The 14,913-nt window shown below is 67.2% G+C and carries 10 protein-coding genes and 3 pseudogenes; 6 read left to right on the forward strand and 7 right to left on the reverse strand.

Translation table 11 applies throughout. The annotated features are described in order from the left end of the window. Positions 1–433: pseudogene (locus tag ACVIW0_RS00005) on the reverse strand (heparinase); the annotation flags it as partial. 149 nt (positions 434–582) lie between these two features. Next, a pseudogene (locus ACVIW0_RS00010) lies at positions 583–1,928 on the reverse strand (RsmB/NOP family class I SAM-dependent RNA methyltransferase). 200 nt (positions 1,929–2,128) lie between these two features. Between ACVIW0_RS00010 and ACVIW0_RS00015 the strand changes: the two are divergent. Next, on the forward strand, positions 2,129–2,356 hold the full coding sequence (locus tag ACVIW0_RS00015; protein WP_461350443.1) for a DUF1674 domain-containing protein: 228 nt from the start codon (positions 2,129–2,131) through the stop codon (positions 2,354–2,356). A gap of 52 nt (positions 2,357–2,408) precedes the next feature. Then, the gene (locus ACVIW0_RS00020; RefSeq protein WP_461350444.1) at positions 2,409–3,017 is read left to right on the forward strand and encodes a thermonuclease family protein; all 609 of its coding nucleotides are present in this window, start codon (positions 2,409–2,411) and stop codon (positions 3,015–3,017) included. A 188-nt stretch (positions 3,018–3,205) separates the two neighbouring features. Here the strand turns inward: ACVIW0_RS00020 and ACVIW0_RS00025 are convergent. Both ACVIW0_RS00025 and acs read right to left on the reverse strand, forming a co-directional pair. Next, a pseudogene (locus ACVIW0_RS00025) lies at positions 3,206–3,722 on the reverse strand (L,D-transpeptidase). A gap of 372 nt (positions 3,723–4,094) precedes the next feature. After that, entirely contained in the window at positions 4,095–6,035 is a 1,941-nt protein-coding gene (gene acs, locus ACVIW0_RS00030; RefSeq protein WP_461350445.1) for an acetate--CoA ligase, read from the reverse strand. 818 nt (positions 6,036–6,853) lie between these two features. On the opposite strand from acs, the gene ACVIW0_RS00035 reads away from it, so the two are divergent. Continuing rightward, positions 6,854–8,020, forward strand: coding sequence for a DNA topoisomerase IB (locus ACVIW0_RS00035; RefSeq protein WP_461350446.1), 1,167 nt, complete (start codon positions 6,854–6,856; stop codon positions 8,018–8,020). 37 nt (positions 8,021–8,057) lie between these two features. On the opposite strand, the gene ACVIW0_RS00040 is transcribed toward ACVIW0_RS00035, so the two are convergent. The 3 genes from ACVIW0_RS00040 to tsaD all read right to left on the reverse strand — a co-directional run bounded on the left by ACVIW0_RS00040 (position 8,058) and on the right by tsaD (position 10,724). Further along, positions 8,058–8,471, reverse strand: coding sequence for an EVE domain-containing protein (locus ACVIW0_RS00040; RefSeq protein ID WP_461350447.1), 414 nt, complete (start codon positions 8,469–8,471; stop codon positions 8,058–8,060). A gap of 188 nt (positions 8,472–8,659) precedes the next feature. After that, entirely contained in the window at positions 8,660–9,637 is a 978-nt protein-coding gene (locus ACVIW0_RS00045) for an NAD(P)H-dependent glycerol-3-phosphate dehydrogenase (RefSeq protein ID WP_461350448.1), read from the reverse strand. A gap of 13 nt (positions 9,638–9,650) precedes the next feature. Then, complete coding sequence (gene tsaD, locus ACVIW0_RS00050) at positions 9,651–10,724, reverse strand: tRNA (adenosine(37)-N6)-threonylcarbamoyltransferase complex transferase subunit TsaD (protein ID WP_461350449.1); 1,074 nt, start codon at positions 10,722–10,724, stop codon at positions 9,651–9,653. A 188-nt stretch (positions 10,725–10,912) separates the two neighbouring features. On the opposite strand from tsaD, the gene ACVIW0_RS00055 reads away from it, so the two are divergent. From ACVIW0_RS00055 to ACVIW0_RS00065, 3 genes are all read left to right on the forward strand, one after another. After that, complete coding sequence (locus ACVIW0_RS00055; protein WP_461350450.1) at positions 10,913–11,653, forward strand: uroporphyrinogen-III synthase; 741 nt, start codon at positions 10,913–10,915, stop codon at positions 11,651–11,653. A gap of 121 nt (positions 11,654–11,774) precedes the next feature. Continuing rightward, on the forward strand, positions 11,775–13,040 hold the full coding sequence (locus ACVIW0_RS00060) for a COG4223 family protein (protein ID WP_461350451.1): 1,266 nt from the start codon (positions 11,775–11,777) through the stop codon (positions 13,038–13,040). Positions 13,041–13,060: 20 nt separating this feature from the next. Further along, positions 13,061–14,854: a heme biosynthesis HemY N-terminal domain-containing protein gene (locus ACVIW0_RS00065; protein ID WP_461350452.1), complete on the forward strand. Its 1,794-nt coding sequence runs from the start codon at positions 13,061–13,063 to the stop codon at positions 14,852–14,854. Positions 14,855–14,913 lie beyond the last annotated feature (59 nt).

Consider the following 14,913-nt stretch of genomic DNA (forward strand, 5'->3'; position numbering starts at 1 on the left):
AGATCACCCGCCGCGCGCGCACGTCGGCGCGGCGTTCCAGCGGCCGTCGGCGGGCCTGGTTGGAGATCCAGTCGTCGACCAGCGAGCGGGCGTTGGCGCGGGTCAGCGCGGTGTCGGCGGCGCGCAGATGGCGCAACCAGCCGAAGCCGAGCAGCGCGGCTTCCCAATCCTCCGACGGCGGCTCGAGATCGAAGATCGAGCGGCCGTGACAGGTGACGATCTTGCCGGCGAACACGAATCGCCCGGCATAGATCTCGGCGGCGCGGGTGGCGTCGGCGGTTCGCAGATCGTGCGGGGCGATGATCAGCCGGTCGGTGCGGCCGGGCCACAGCCGCGACAGCGCCACCGTGCTGCCGCTGGCGCGCGCGAGCATGCTGCGGGCGAAGCGGCCAGCAATCAGCGTCGAGATGCGTCTGCTTTGAGCGACGGACACGCCTAACCTTGCGGGGAGGGAATTTTCAACGAATCCTTATTTAATCCGGAAACGCGGCCAAGACACCATCTTGATCGACAAGACCCCCTCTTGATACCGCACGAATCACTTCACGAAGCATCTGGAGCCTAGAAGACCGAAGCTTAAAATCAGGCCTTGACCAGCCGGGCCGCGTAAAAGCCGTCCAGGCCGCCCAGCCGCGGGTCGGCGTTGGGCAAATGGCTCGGCAACGTGCGCAGGTCGCCGTCGGCGGTAATGATGTCGTCGAGGCCGGCGACCTCGCCCTTGTCGACCGGCGCACGGCGCAGGCCCGATTCGCCGGCCAACAGCGCGGCGATCGCGTGCTCGCCTTCCTCCGGCTCCAGCGAGCAGGTGCAGTAGACCAGCGTGCCGCCGGGCTTCAGCAGATGGATCGCCTTTTGCAGCAGCCGCTTCTGTAGCGCGGACAGCGCGGCGATGTCCGCCTCCTGGCGCAGCCAGGCGACGTCGGGATGGCGGCGGATGGTTCCCGTCGAGGTGCAGGGCGCGTCGACCAGGATACCGTCGAACCTCGCTGCTTCCACGGGCCATTCGGCGGCGTCGGCGACGACGGTCTCGGCCTGCAACGCCAGCCGGGTGAGATTGTCGCGCAGCCGCGCGACGCGCGCCGGCGAACGATCGATCGCGGTGACCTGCGCGCCGGCCAGCGCGAGCTGGGCGGTCTTGCCGCCGGGTGCCGCGCAGAGATCGGCGACCGCCTTGTCCTTGATGTCGCCGAACAGCCGCGCCGTAGTGCCGCGGCGGCGTCCTGCACCCACCATTGGCCCTCGGCGAAGCCGGGCAGCATGGTGACGGAACCCTGCAGCAGCGTGCGCACGGTTCCGGTCGGCAGCGTCTCGCCGTGCAGGCGGCTCGCCCATTGTGCGGCGTCCGACTTCACGGTGAGGTCGAGCGACGGCTCGTGGCCGAGCGCCAGCGCCATGTCGCGCGCGGTGGCCTCGCCGTAATGTGCGTTCCAGCGCGCCAGCATCCACGGCGGCAGGTCCAGCGACTGCGTGCTGATCTCGTCGATCAGCCCCTGGCCCTCGCGTGCGCAGCGGCGCAGCACGGCGTTGACGAGCCCGGCATATTTCGCCGCGCGCCGGTCCGACTGCACCAGCCGCACCGACAGATCGACCGCGGCGTGATCGGGCACGTCCATCCAGAGGATCTGCGCGGCGCCGATCAACAGCGCGCTCTGCGCGCGCGGCGCATCGGTCGGGATGCCGCGGTCGAGCAGCCGCGACAGCAGATGGCCGAGCGTGCCGAGCTTGCGCAGGATGGTCGAGACCAGCCGGCGCATCAGCGCGCGATCGCGATCGGCGAGCGATTTCAGGCCGGGATGCGCGCCGGCGCCGTCGAGCTGATCGTCGAGCGTGCGGTGCTTGTGCAGCACGCCGTCGAGGATGTCGGCTGCGATGCGGCGCGCCGCGAGACCGGGGACTTCGGCAGGAACTGCAAATCTTGAAGGAGGCATGGAGCGGAGATATCTCGAAGGTGCTGAGTTACATTCGGCTCATGCCATCAACTCGAAAACAGCTCTGGCATGCGAATATGCCAAATGTAAGAATCGGCTTGCGGATTTCTTGATCGTGATGTCGTCACTGAGTCGGCACGAAGATACGAAACTCGCAGGCAGAAAGTTTTGCCGAGAAACGTTCGCCAAGAAGGCCCGCTATGTCTGAGAAAACGCCAGTGCCGACGCCGCCGGAACCCGCGCCGCGCAAGCCGCTGACGCCGGCCGCTCAGCGTGCGCTTGCCGAAGCCGCGGCGCGGCGCAAGGCTGCCGAGGAATTAGCCGCGCAGAACGCGGCCGCGCGGCCGAAGGAATTCCAGGGCCCGAAGGGACCGGAACCGACGCGTTACGGCGATTGGGAGACCAAGGGCATCGCCTCGGATTTTTGAGGGGTCTTTGCGTGGTCTTGCCTGACGGTCCGACTCGGGCCAGTCTGGGAATATGTCCCCATACGAGAGAATAAATCCTTATCGTGGGACGGGACGTCCGCCCTTCCGCCGCTCACCGTGGGGCCGCCGTGTCTCGGCGGCGCTGCCATGGGTGTTCGTGCTCGGCATCGCCGTCGGCAGCACATTGCCGATCCGCCAATGGGCGCCTCAATGGATGCCGCTGCCGTCGCACTGGTCGTTGAACCGGTCGCGCGACAGCGATGTGGTCTGGCAGCGGGCCGGCGCGCCCGACGCGCGGCATCGTGTCGATGTGATCAGGACGATCGATGGCGACACGTTCGAGGCGCGGGTGCATCTCGCGCCGGGCCCCGATCTGTACACGCGGGTGCGGCTGCGCGGCATCGATGCGCCGGAGCTGAAGGCGTCCTGTGCGCGCGAACTGCAAATGGCGCAAGCCGCGACGGTGGCGCTGCGCGATCTGCTCGGTCAGGGCGATGTCGCGATCTACAATGTCGGTCCCGACAAATATCAGGGACGCGTCGTCGCCGACGTCGCAACGAAGAAGACCGACAACGTCTCGGCCGCGCTGCTCGCGGCCGGTCACGCCCGCGCCTACAATGGCGGCCATCGCTTCGGCTGGTGCGGATATTTTGCGCGCTAGAGTCTGATGAGATTAGGCTGATCCGGAGCGGCGTCGGAAGTGCACCTCTCCCTTGGGAGAGGTGAAGCGAGAGCGAGCCAAGCCGATTCAAGCAAAACTCATCGGCTCTGGCCGCCTGGGTCAAACCAGGCTAGCCAAACAAAAAAGCCGCGCGTCGGCACGGCTTTCTCTGGTAACGTTGCGCTTGATCAGCGGGTGACGACAACCGTGGTACCGACCGAGACGCGCGAATAGAGGTCGGTGATGTCGGTGTTCAGCATGCGGATGCAGCCGTAGGAGACGAAGCCGCCGACCGAGCCCGGCACGTTGGTGCCGTGGATGGCGTATTCGCCGCCGGCCAGCGTCATCGCGGCGACGCCCATCGGGTTACGCGGCGAGCCGCCGGCGATCACGTCCGGCATGCTCGGCTTGTCGCGCCTGACCTCGGCGGGCGGCGACCAGGCCGGGTTGCGATATTTGCCGTCGATCTTGGTGGTGCCGGCCCCACTGCTTGCCGGACCTGCCGACGCCGACCGGGTAACGCATCGCGTGGCCGGAATCGAGAATGAGATAGAGCCGCCGTTCATTGGTCTTCACCACAATGGTGCCCGGCTCATAATTGTCGGCGTGGATTCCGACCATTTCCGGCCGCGCTTCGGCCGTCTGCGACATCACGACAACAGCACCGAGGGTGGCAGCCAGCGCCACCGCAAACTTCATCGACATCAATCTCTCCACTTCCCAACAGCTCCCGCGAGGAAGCCAAAAACGAAGATGCAGAGCCCTGAAAAAACCGGGCCCGCCGGTCTCACGCACGCAATATTAACCGCGTGTCTTAACCGGGTGGTTTCACGCCGGCCGCGCGACACATCCAGATGGCGGGAGAAAAGGAAAACTTCGGATCAAAGTAAATGACTTGAAAACAACACTTGGCCACAAACGCGCCGCAATGGCGCCTTGCCTCTGACAATCCCGTGAAATGCCCAATCCCATAGCGTTTCGAGGCCGCCGACGTCTGATCGCGCGACAAAAAGCGAAGGGCCGCGGCGGTGGTCGCGCACGGCCCTTGCCGCATGTCTTGATGTTGGCGTCGCCGGGTTACTTCTTGTTCTGCCGGTTCTGCACGAGGTCGTCGACCACGGCGGGATCGGCCAGGGTCGAGGTGTCGCCGAGGCTTGACGGCTCGTCCTCGGCGATCTTGCGCAGGATCCGGCGCATGATCTTGCCGGAGCGGGTCTTCGGCAGGCCGGGCGCGAATTGAATGAGATCCGGCGAGGCGATCGGGCCGATGTCCTTGCGGACCCAGGCGACCAGCTCCTTGCGCAAGGCCTCGGTCGGCTCGGTGCCCTTCATCAGCGTGACATAGGCGTAGATGCCCTGGCCCTTGATGTCATGTGGGTAGCCGACCACGGCGGCTTCCGACACCGCCGCATGTGCGACCAGCGAGCTCTCGACCTCCGCGGTGCCCATGCGGTGACCGGACACGTTGATGACGTCGTCGACGCGGCCGGTGATCCAGTAATAGCCGTCGGCGTCGCGCCGGCAGCCGTCGCCGGTGAAATACTTGCCCTTGTAGGTCGAGAAGTAGGTCTGCTCGAACCGGGCGTGGTCGCCATAGACGGTGCGCATCTGGCCCGGCCACGACTTGGCAATGCAGAGATTGCCCTCGGTCGCGCCGTCCAGCGTCTTGCCTTCGGCGTCGACGATCTCAGGCACCACGCCGAAGAACGGCCGCGTCGCGGATCCCGGCTTCAGCTTGGTTGCGCCGGGCAGCGGCGTGATCAGGATGCCGCCGGTCTCGGTCTGCCACCAGGTGTCGACGATCGGGCAGCGCTCCTCGCCGACCACGCGGTGATACCACTCCCAGGCTTCGGGGTTGATCGGCTCGCCGACCGAGCCGAGCAGGCGCAGCGACTTGCGCGAGGTCTTCGTCACCGGCTCGTCGCCGCCCTGCATCAGCGCGCGGATCGCGGTCGGCGCGGTGTAGAAGATGTTGACCTTGTGCTTGTCGACCACGTTCCAGAAGCGCGAATTGTCGGGGTAGTTCGGCACGCCCTCGAACATCAGCGTGGTCGCGCCGTTACAGAGCGGCCCATAGAGGATGTAGCTGTGGCCGGTGACCCAGCCGACGTCGGCGGTGCACCAGTAGATGTCGCCGTCGTGATAGTCGAACACGTATTGATGCGTCATCGAGGCGAACACGAGATAGCCGGCCGAGGTGTGCAGCACGCCCTTCGGGGTGCCGGTCGAGCCTGATGTGTAGAGGATGAACAGCGGATCTTCCGCGTTCATCGGCTCGCACGGGCATTCCGATGTCACCATCTCGGCGGCCTCGTGGTACCAGAGGTCGCGCGTCGGGTTCATCTCGACCTTGCCGCCGGTGCGCTTCACCACCACGACCCAGTCGACGCCGCCGGTTTTGGCGATCGCGGCATCGACATTGGCCTTCAGCGGCACCTTCTTGCCGCCGCGCAGGCCTTCATCGGCGGTGATCACCACCTTGGAGTCGCAGTCCTTGATGCGCTGGGCGAGGCTGTCCGGCGAGAAGCCGCCGAACACCACCGAGTGGATGGCGCCGATCCGCGCGCAGGCCAGCATGGCGTAGGCCGCTTCCGGAATCATCGGCAGGTAAATCGTGACGCGGTCGCCCTTCCCGACGTTCCGCGTGCGCAGGATGTTGGCCATCTTGCAGACTTCGTCGTGCAGCTCGCGATAGGTGATGTGCCTGGATTCGGAGGGATCGTCGCCCTCCCAGATGATCGCGGTCTGGTTGCCGCGCTTGTCCAGATGGCGGTCGATGCAATTCCAGGCGACGTTCAGCTCGCCGTCCTCGAACCATTTGATCGAGATGTTGCCGGGCGCGTAGGAGACGTTCTCGACCTTGCTGAAGGGCTTGATCCAGTCGATCCGCTTGCCGTGCTCGCCCCAGAAGCCGTTGGGGTCCTTGACCGACTGCGCGTACATCTCGCGATATTTGGCGTCGTTGACATAAGCGCGCTTGGCCCAGTCGGCCGACACGTCATAGATCTTCTCGGACATCGCTTTCCTCCACTCATTGCCGATCGCAAACGACGCGCCGGCAAGCCTTTTAAATTCAAGCCGTCTTGATCATTGCCGCGATTATGCGTTGGCGCATTCCGGCCCGGCAAGGAAAAAGGACTGTCACTTTCGTCGCGTCCAAGCCGTTGGTCGACGCTATAGGTATCCCGCCGGCTTCTGCATGTGATGGGACGATTTACCGGCCTCACTGACGATGGAAACCTATGCGACATCGTTCGTTCCGGGTCACTGGTCTCTTGGTCGTAGTGACGTTGCCCTGTGCGCCGTGGATCAGCCATCGCAACGATGCCGGATCCGACGACGATCGGCCGCCCCCGATCTTGATAACGCGCGATGGAGCGAACGATCGGCCGCCGTGATGATCTGCGCCAACAATTGATTGCGTCGGTGACGGCATCCTCGGCCTGAACGCGTCGAGGCGTCGTTTGTCGCACGGCAGTCATCCCTGCCGGCGGGCAAGCCGTGCGGCCGGTCGATGCTGCCGGCATCCGGCAGCGTCGCGAGAAGCGGTATGATCTCTGACCTGTTCGACGCGGAAGAGCGTCCGTAATGGCCCCATCTGCATGGGTTCCGGCCCGCAGTCCCGCCATTTTGACGGATGCTGGAGGGGCCAAAATCAAGGTTAGCGGGCGAATGGCACCCATGAAAGGTATTTAGAGACCTCCAATAACCGATTCGCGACTCGCAATGTCAGCCCTGACGCCCTAAATCGCGAAACCGGGCCGGACGGCCCACCGGAACGAAGCCCAAAGCAACGGCATTACCGGGAGAACAGCGGAACAAGGCGTCTGGTAAATATGGTGGATCAGCAGAACATCGCGGCTGTGCGGCCCATGTCCGCCGATCCCGCTGTCGCCCTGGCGAAGGCGTTGGGCCAGTGGCCGAAGCCGCCGCAGGCAAAGCCGTCCAGGATCAAGCTCGACGCTCCCGCCGCCATCAAGACCTCGGTTGAGGAACTGGCCCGCGATCTCGGCCTGCGGCTCGGCGACCAGAACGAGCTGACCATCCGCCGCGTCAAGCGCGGCAAGACCTATTCGTTCGTTCGCGCCAACGGCTCGCGCGTCCGCGACGCCCGCACCATCCGCCGGCTGCACGCGATGGCGATGCCGCCGGCCTATCGCCAGGTCCGCTACTCCACCGATCCGAACACGCATCTGCAGGCGGTCGGCCTCGATGCGGCCGGCCGGCTGCAATATCGCTATCACGCCGATTGGGAGAAGGTCCGCGAGCAGCGCAAGGCGCATCGCCTGGGCAAGCTGGTGGCGGCGCTGCCGAAGATCCGGCGCAAGGTCTCGGCATTCCTGTCCGGCGACGAGCCGACCCGCGAGTTCGCGCTGTCGGCGGTGATCGAGCTGATCGCGCGCACCGCGATCCGGCCCGGCAACGAATCCTATGCCCGTCTCAACGGCACCCGCGGCGCCACCACGCTGCTGAAATCCAACGTCACGCTGGAAGACGACAGCCTGGTGCTGACCTTCAAGGCCAAGGGTGGCAAGGCGGTGCGCAAGGAATGCGACGCGGCCAAGCTGGTGCGCGCGATCGGCATTCTGCGCGACGTCCCGGGCAAGCGCATGTTCCAGTATTACGACCGCTCCGGCGTCGTCCGCGCCGCCTCGACCACCGCGGTGAACGCGTTCCTGCGCGAACTCGCCGGCATCAAGATCTCGCTGAAGGATTTCCGCACCCTGATGGCGTCGGCCGTCGTGGTGGAATCGCTGTCGCGGATCACGCCGGCTGCCAGCCAGCGCGGCCGCAAGCGCCAGGTGCTGGACGCGATTCGCGCCGCTGCCGACCAGCTCTCCAACACGCCGGCGATCTGCCGCAAGAGCTACGTCCACGACACCATCGTCACCGCCTTCGAGGACGGCATCCTCGAACGCTTCGCCGCGACGATGGGCGGTTACCGCACCCAGTCCAAGCGCGAGCAATTGCTGGCGCAGGTGGTGATGGCGGCGGGGGCGTAGGTTCCGCCGCATCCTCTATCGTCGTCCCGGCGAAGGCCTACAGCCCGCCCATCTTGCAGACGTACTTCCATTCCTCTGGTGTCACCGGCTGCACCGAGAGCCGTGAATATTTCACCAGCGCCATGTCGGCGAGCTTCTTGTCGGCCTTGATCGCGGCCATCGTCACCGGCGTCTTCAGCGGCTTGTCGGCCTTGATGTCGACGCAGACGAACTTGCCGGTCTTGTCGGTCGGATCGGGATAGGCTTCCTTGACGACCTCGGCGATGCCGACGATCTCCTTGCCTTCGTTGGAATGATAGAAGAACGCCTTGTCGCCCTTCTTCATGTTGACCAGATTCTGCCGCGCCGTGAAGTTGCGCACGCCGGTCCAGGCCTCGCCCTTGGCGCCCTTGGCAACCTGCTGGTCCCACGACCAGGTCGACGGTTCGGATTTCACCAGCCAGTAATTCATCGCGACTCACCCCGTTCCTCAACGTCGATTGCGCGGCAATCTACAGGCAGCCTGATGCCCGCGACAAGCGCGGGCATCAGCACTCATTGGGACTGCCCCTCATAGACGTTGAGATCGGCGATCACGCCGGCGCGGCGCAGTTTTGCGATGGGTGCGCGCCACACCGCCTCGCGCAGCCGCGACGTGCGTTACTCGGCCTTGAATGGCCGCGTCAGCAGGCCCTCGATCGCGGCATCGATGGTCAGCCGGCCACTGAGGATCGCCGCGACCGCGTTCGACACCGGCATATCGACCTGCTGCGTCGCGGCGATCTCGCACAGCACGGGAGCGGTGAACACGCCTTCGGCGAGCTTGCCGACCGGCGCGGCCTCGCCGCGTCCGAGCGCGAGGCCGAGCGCGAAATTGCGCGATTGCGCGGTCGAGCAGCTGAGCAGGAGATCGCCGAGCCCGGACAGGCCGGCGAGGGTTTCGGTGCGCGCGCCGCAGGCGCGGCCCAATCGTGCGAGCTCGCTGAAGCCGCGGGTGGTCAGCGCGGCCAGCGCCGAGGCGCCGAGATTTTTGCCGACGACGATGCCGGCGGCGATCGCCAGCACATTCTTGGCCGCGCCGCCGATCTCGACGCCGCGCACGTCTGTCGTGTGATACGGCCGGAAGGTCGCCGAGCCGAGCGCCTGCACCAGCGCCCGTGCCAACGCCTCGTCGTTCGCGGCCAGCGTCACCGCCGTCGGCAATCCGCGCGCGACATCGTCGGCAAAGCTCGGTCCCGACAGGATCGCAGGTGTGGCGTGCGGTGCGGCCTCCGCGATCACCTCGGTCATGAATTTATGCGTGCCGTGCTCGATGCCCTTGGCGCAGGCGATGACAGGCGTGTCAGCTTTGAGGTGCGGCGCAAGGTGCCCGACCGCCGCGCGCAAATGCTGCGCCGGGGTGACGGCAAGGATGATGTCGGCGCGTGCGGCCGCAGCGATATCCGGCGTCACGACGATGCCGGGATGAAACTGGACACCGGCCAGCTTTGGATTCACCCGCGTTGCCTCGATCTGAGCGGCATGTTCGGCATTGCGCGCATACAGCGTCACCTTGCGCCCGGCGCGCGCCGCGACCTCGGCCAATGCCGTGCCCCAGGCACCGGCCCCGATCACGCTGACTGAGCTATGCGCGGGCATCGAAACCCTCGGTTCAATATCCGGCGCGGCTGTTGGCGTGGCCGGCCGGCGCCTTGGCGTGGGCATCGAGCAGCCAGCGGGCGCGCGGCGGTGCTTCCATCGTGTCGGTGAGGCCGAGCGCCATCCGTTCGGCGCCGGCCCAGGCGATCATCGCGCCATTGTCGGTGCACAGCGCCGGCGGCGGGATGATCAGCGTGGTCTGCGCTTTCGCCGCGACCTCCTGTAGCGCGCTGCGGATCGCATGGTTGGCGGCAACGCCGCCGGCCGCGACCAGCGCGCGCGGCGTGCCGAACCGCTCCTCGAACAATTTTAGTCCGACGGTCAGCCGATCCGCGGTCGCTTCCAGCACCGCGGCCTGAAAGCTCGCGCAGAGATCGCTGATGTCCTGCGGTTCGAGCGGCTCAAGCCGGCTCGCCGCGTTGCGTACCGCGGTCTTCAATCCCGACAGCGAGAAATTTGCATCGGGCCGGCCGAGCATCGGGCGCGGAAAGGCAAATCGCGTCGGGTCGCCGCCGGCGGCCGCGCGCTCGACCTCCGGTCCGCCGGGATAGGGCAGCGACAGCATCTTCGCCACCTTGTCGAACGCCTCGCCCATCGCGTCGTCGACCGTGGTGCCGAGCCGGACATAGTCACCGACGCCGACCACCGCGACGATCTGGGTGTGCCCGCCGGAGGCCAGGAACAGACAGTAGGGAAATGCCAGCGCGCAGGTCAGCCGCGGCGTCAGCGCGTGCGCCTCGAGATGGTTCACCGCGATCAGCGGCGTGTCATGCACCATCGCGATCGCCTTCGCGGTGGTGAGGCCGACGATCACGCCGCCGATCAGGCCGGGGCCGGCGGCGGCCGCGACCGCCGACAATTGTCCATAGCCGACGCCGGCCTGCTTCATCGCGTTGTCGACGATCCCGTCGAGCAGGTCGACATGGGCACGCGCCGCGATCTCCGGCACCACGCCGCCGAAGCGGGCGTGCTCGTCGGTCTGCGAGCGCACCACGTTGGAGAGGATCCTTGCCTGCCCGTCCGCCTGGCGCTCGACCACGGCGGCTGCGGTTTCATCGCAGGTGGTCTCGATCCCCAGCACCAGCATCGGTGGTTCGTGTGCCAAATTCGGCCCTTGTGCTACCAGCATGATCCGGACAGGCCGGAACCGGTTTCCGGCAGGATCATGTTTCATCAAAATGTCCCCTCCGGGGTAGCATTGCGAGGTCTGAAAGTGCAATCGGTCGGCCAGGCCCAATTTGCAGGTCCAATTTATCAGGCTGGAGACCTGACCCCGTGACCATCCTTGTCACGCGACCGCATCCGGACAGTGAGGCGACGCTCGCGTCGCTGCGCCAGCGCGGTTTCGACGCCCTCGCGGCGCCGGTGCTGCGCTTCGAGCCGTTGCCGTTCCATGACGATGATGCGGATTATGATGCCGTCGTCCTGACCAGCGCCAATGCGCTGCGCGCGCTCGATCTCGCGGCCAGCCGGCTGTTGCGTCTGCCGCTGTTCGCGGTCGGCGCGCACACCGCCGATGCCGCGCGCGCCGCGGGCTTTGACAGGGTGATCGTGGCCAAGGGGAAGGTGGCGCGCGACGCGGTGAGCTTGCGCGATCTCGTGCTGGCGCGGGTCAAGGCCGGCGAACTCGCGGCGTCGTCGACGCTGCTCTATCTCGCCGGCGCCGACCTGTCGCGCGATCTCGCCGGCGAGCTCAGCGAACAGGGCTTGAGCGTCGTCACCCACACCACCTACCGGATGGCGCCGGTGGCCGCCTTGCCGAGGGAGGTCAGCGATGCCTTCATGGCGAACCGGATCACGGCGGTGCTGCATTATTCCCGCCGCAGCGCGCAGGCGTTCCTCGACGCCGTCAGGGCCGACGGCGTCGAGATCTCGGCGCTGGCTCTGCCACAATGCTGCATCTCGGCGGCGGTCGCCTCCGTGCTGCATGACGCCGGTGCGACCAAGGTGGTGGTGGCGGCGCGGCCGGATGAGGCGTCCCTGCTGGAGGCGCTGGTGCGCACGATGCGGCCGTGACTGGATTAATTCTTTCGTCTGACCATGATGTTAGGCAATGCTCGGTTTTTCGGATCGTGCTCTAAGAACTGGCGCCGATTCTGCTACAATGTGCGGCCAATAGTTTTGAGGACCCTCTGCGATGGCTGAAGAAAGGCCCGACGACACAGGACCTTCGCCGGATTCCCGGCCCAAGCGCGCGCCGCCGACCATCGATCTTCAGGCGACCGAAATCTCCAGCAGCGAGCCGCCGAAGGCCGAGGCGACCGAAGAGCCCGGCAAAGATGCCGGCGAGGATACCGGCAAGCCGTCCGTGGACGCCGCGGCCCTGGGGGTGGAGCCCCAGCCCGACGCTGCGCCTCAAGCGGAGCGCGAGCGTGAGACCGCTTCCGCGGTACCGGACGCCGAACCGGCGCGGCCGGTATCGCCCTGGGTGGTGGCGCCGCTGTCCGGCGCCGTGGCGGCAGCCCTTGTGATTGGGGTCGGCTGGCTGCTCGGCTGGCCCGCGGTGCAGCAGCCCTCCGTGGCGCAACCCGGTGCCGCAACGCTCGACGAGCTTGGCGCCCGCGTCAGCGCGCTTGAGTCAAAGGCGAGCCGGCCGCTTGCTGCGGCCGCCGATCCCGCGGCAACGGCGCGGCTCGAGGCGCTCGACAAGTCGATCGCCGCGCTCCGCGCCGAGCTCGCCGCAACGCGAGCGCAATCCGACAAGCTTGCCGCTGCGGTCAATGACGCGAAGGCCGCGCCGCGCGACGGCGCGGTTGCGCCCGACATCTCCGGGATCACGGCGCGCATCGACAAGGTCGAGGGCGCATTGAAGGCGCAGGGCGCCGCGATCGCCAGGCAGGACAGCAAGATCGCCGACACCAAGGCCGAGGCGAAGGCGGACGACGTGCCGTTGCGCCGCGTGGTCGCGGCATCGCTCCTCGATAGTGCGGTTCGTCATGGCGATCCCTACGGCTCCGCACTCGAAGCCGCCAAGGCGCTCGCGGATGATGCCGCGGTGTTGAAGCCGCTCGAGACGTTTGCGGCATCAGGTGTACCGAACCCGGCCGCGCTGTGCCGCGAGCTGATCGAGATCGTGCCGCAGCTCGCGCCGCCGGCGCCGGACGCTGCGGCGGCGAATGCGGGCCTGGTCGATCGTCTGCAGGCCGGTGCCTCCAAGCTGATCCGCATCGAGCGGGCCGATGGCACCGGGACCGATCGCGGCAGCATCGTCGCGCGCGTGACATCGGCCGCCGTGCACAATGATCTCGCATTGACCGAGCGTGAATTGAAGTCGCTGCCGCCGGCCGATCGCACCGCGGCGCAGGCCTGGCTCGCCAAGGTGGACGCACGCCGCGCCGCGCTCGACGCGTCGCGGAAATTTGCCGACAACGCCATGGCGGCGCTCGCCACCGTCAATCAATAGCTTCTTGCCATAGGTTCTTGATGATCCGGATCATTCTGTTCCTGCTGCTGATCGCGCTCGCTGCAGCGGGTGCAGCCTGGTTGGCCGATCAGCCCGGCGATCTCGTGTTGAATTGGGGCGGCTTGCGGCTGACCTCGAAACAGCCGATGTATCTGCTCGGTCTCGTCATCGTCGTTGCGATGGTCGCGGGTGTCGTTCTGCGCGGGCTATGGAAGATCCCGGGCCACATCCGCCGCGGCCGGCGCGAGCGGCGCCAGGCACGCGGCCGTCACGCCATCACGCAAGGCCTGCTCGCGATCGGCCATGGCGATTCCGCAGGCGCACGTGCGCATGCCGAGATGGCGCGGCGCCATGCCGGGAGCGATCCGCTGGCGCTGCTGCTGCACGCGCAATCGGCGCAGCTTGACGGCGACCGCGAGGGCGCGCAGCGCGCCTTCCGCGCCATGGCCGAGCGCGCCGACACGCGGCTGCTCGGCCTGCGCGGCCTGTTCATCGAGGCGCAGCGCGCCGACGATCCGGTGGCGGCCGTGATGATTGCCGAGGAGGCGCTGAAGCTGTCGCCGTCGTCGTCATGGGCCTCCCATGCGGTGCTCGGTTTCTGCTGCGCCAAGGGCGATTGGGCGGGCGCGCTGTCGATCATCGACAACAACCAGTCGGCCGGGCTGATCGACAAGGCGACCTATCGGCGGCAGCGCGGCGTGCTGCTGACGGCGCGCGCGCTGGAGTTCGAGACCATCGATCGCGATCTGTCGCGCGCGAGCGCGATGGAGGCGGTCAAGCTGGCGCCGACCTTGATCCCGGCCGCCGTGCTCGCCGCGAAGTTCGAGAGCGAGGCGCATCAGGTGCGCCGCGCCATGCGCATCGTCGAGACCGCGTGGCTCAAGCAGCCGCATCCCGATCTCGCCGACGCCTATTCGCACGTCCGGCTCGGCGATTCCGCGCGCCAGCGGCTGGTGCGGGTCGAGACGCTGGCGGCGAAGACGCCGGGCCATATCGAGGGCGCGCTGGCGATCGCGCGCGCCGCGATCGACGCCGCCGAATTCGCCAAAGCGCGTGCGGCGCTGGAGCCGTTCATTGCGGCGCCGACGCAGCGCGTCGCGCTGCTGATGGCCGAGATCGAGCGCACCGAGCATGGCGACAGCGGCCGGGCGCGGGCCTGGACCCTGCGCGCGGTGCGCGCGCTGCACGATCCGGTGTGGACCGCCGACGGCTATGTCTCCGACCGCTGGCGTCCGGTCTCGCCGGTCACCGGCCGCCTCGATGCCTTCCAGTGGCAGACGCCGGTGGCGGCGCTGCCGTCCGACAAGGGCCATGCGATCGAGCCCTCGCCGTTCGAGGAGGCGATGCTGGCACCGCGCCGTGTCGAGCCGCCAAAGGAGCCGCCCAGGGAGCTGGCCAGCGAGCCGGAGGCCGCCAAACCGCCGGAGGCAGTCAAGCCGGTTGAGCCGGTCGAGGTGAAGCCGGCCGAGATCAAGCCTGCGGAGCCGGCCCCGCCGACGGCCCAGGATAACGCCCCGGTCCCCGCGGCCATCGAGGCCGAGCTCGCCCCGGCCGAGCCGGCCGCGCCTGAGCCGGCGCCGCCTCCGGCAGCTACCGAACCGGCGCCCCCAGCGCCGGCGCCCTTGTTCCGCTCCCGGACCGATCTGCCCAAGGCGCCGCCGGCGCCGATCCCGGCCGTGATCCCGATCGTACGGGCCCCCGACGACCCCGGGGTCGACGAGGACGGCCCGGTCGACGAATTTGCGGAACAAATCGGCCCGCCCAAGGCCCAGGTGGGCGGCTGGCGCGGATTTCTGTCACGTTTGGGAAGCTAATTCGCGGGTAGATAACCGACGGGCGGTTAAATACCCGCGTCATCTTGCCAATCGGGGTC

The sequence above is a fragment of the Bradyrhizobium sp. USDA 4454 genome (assembly GCF_054822705.1).

Coding starts and splice junctions, on each gene's coding strand:
- ACVIW0_RS00060 (WP_461350451.1), top strand. CDS start 11,775: ATGGCTGAAGAAAGGCCCGACGACACAGGACCTTCGCCGGATTCCCGG.
- ACVIW0_RS00045 (WP_461350448.1), bottom strand. CDS start 9,637: ATGCCCGCGCATAGCTCAGTCAGCGTGATCGGGGCCGGTGCCTGGGGC.
- acs (WP_461350445.1), bottom strand. CDS start 6,035: ATGTCCGAGAAGATCTATGACGTGTCGGCCGACTGGGCCAAGCGCGCT.
- ACVIW0_RS00065 (WP_461350452.1), top strand. CDS start 13,061: ATGATCCGGATCATTCTGTTCCTGCTGCTGATCGCGCTCGCTGCAGCG.
- ACVIW0_RS00020 (WP_461350444.1), top strand. CDS start 2,409: ATGTCCCCATACGAGAGAATAAATCCTTATCGTGGGACGGGACGTCCG.
- ACVIW0_RS00040 (WP_461350447.1), bottom strand. CDS start 8,471: ATGAATTACTGGCTGGTGAAATCCGAACCGTCGACCTGGTCGTGGGAC.
- ACVIW0_RS00035 (WP_461350446.1), top strand. CDS start 6,854: ATGGTGGATCAGCAGAACATCGCGGCTGTGCGGCCCATGTCCGCCGAT.
- tsaD (WP_461350449.1), bottom strand. CDS start 10,724: ATGCTGGTGCTGGGGATCGAGACCACCTGCGATGAAACCGCAGCCGCC.
- ACVIW0_RS00015 (WP_461350443.1), top strand. CDS start 2,129: ATGTCTGAGAAAACGCCAGTGCCGACGCCGCCGGAACCCGCGCCGCGC.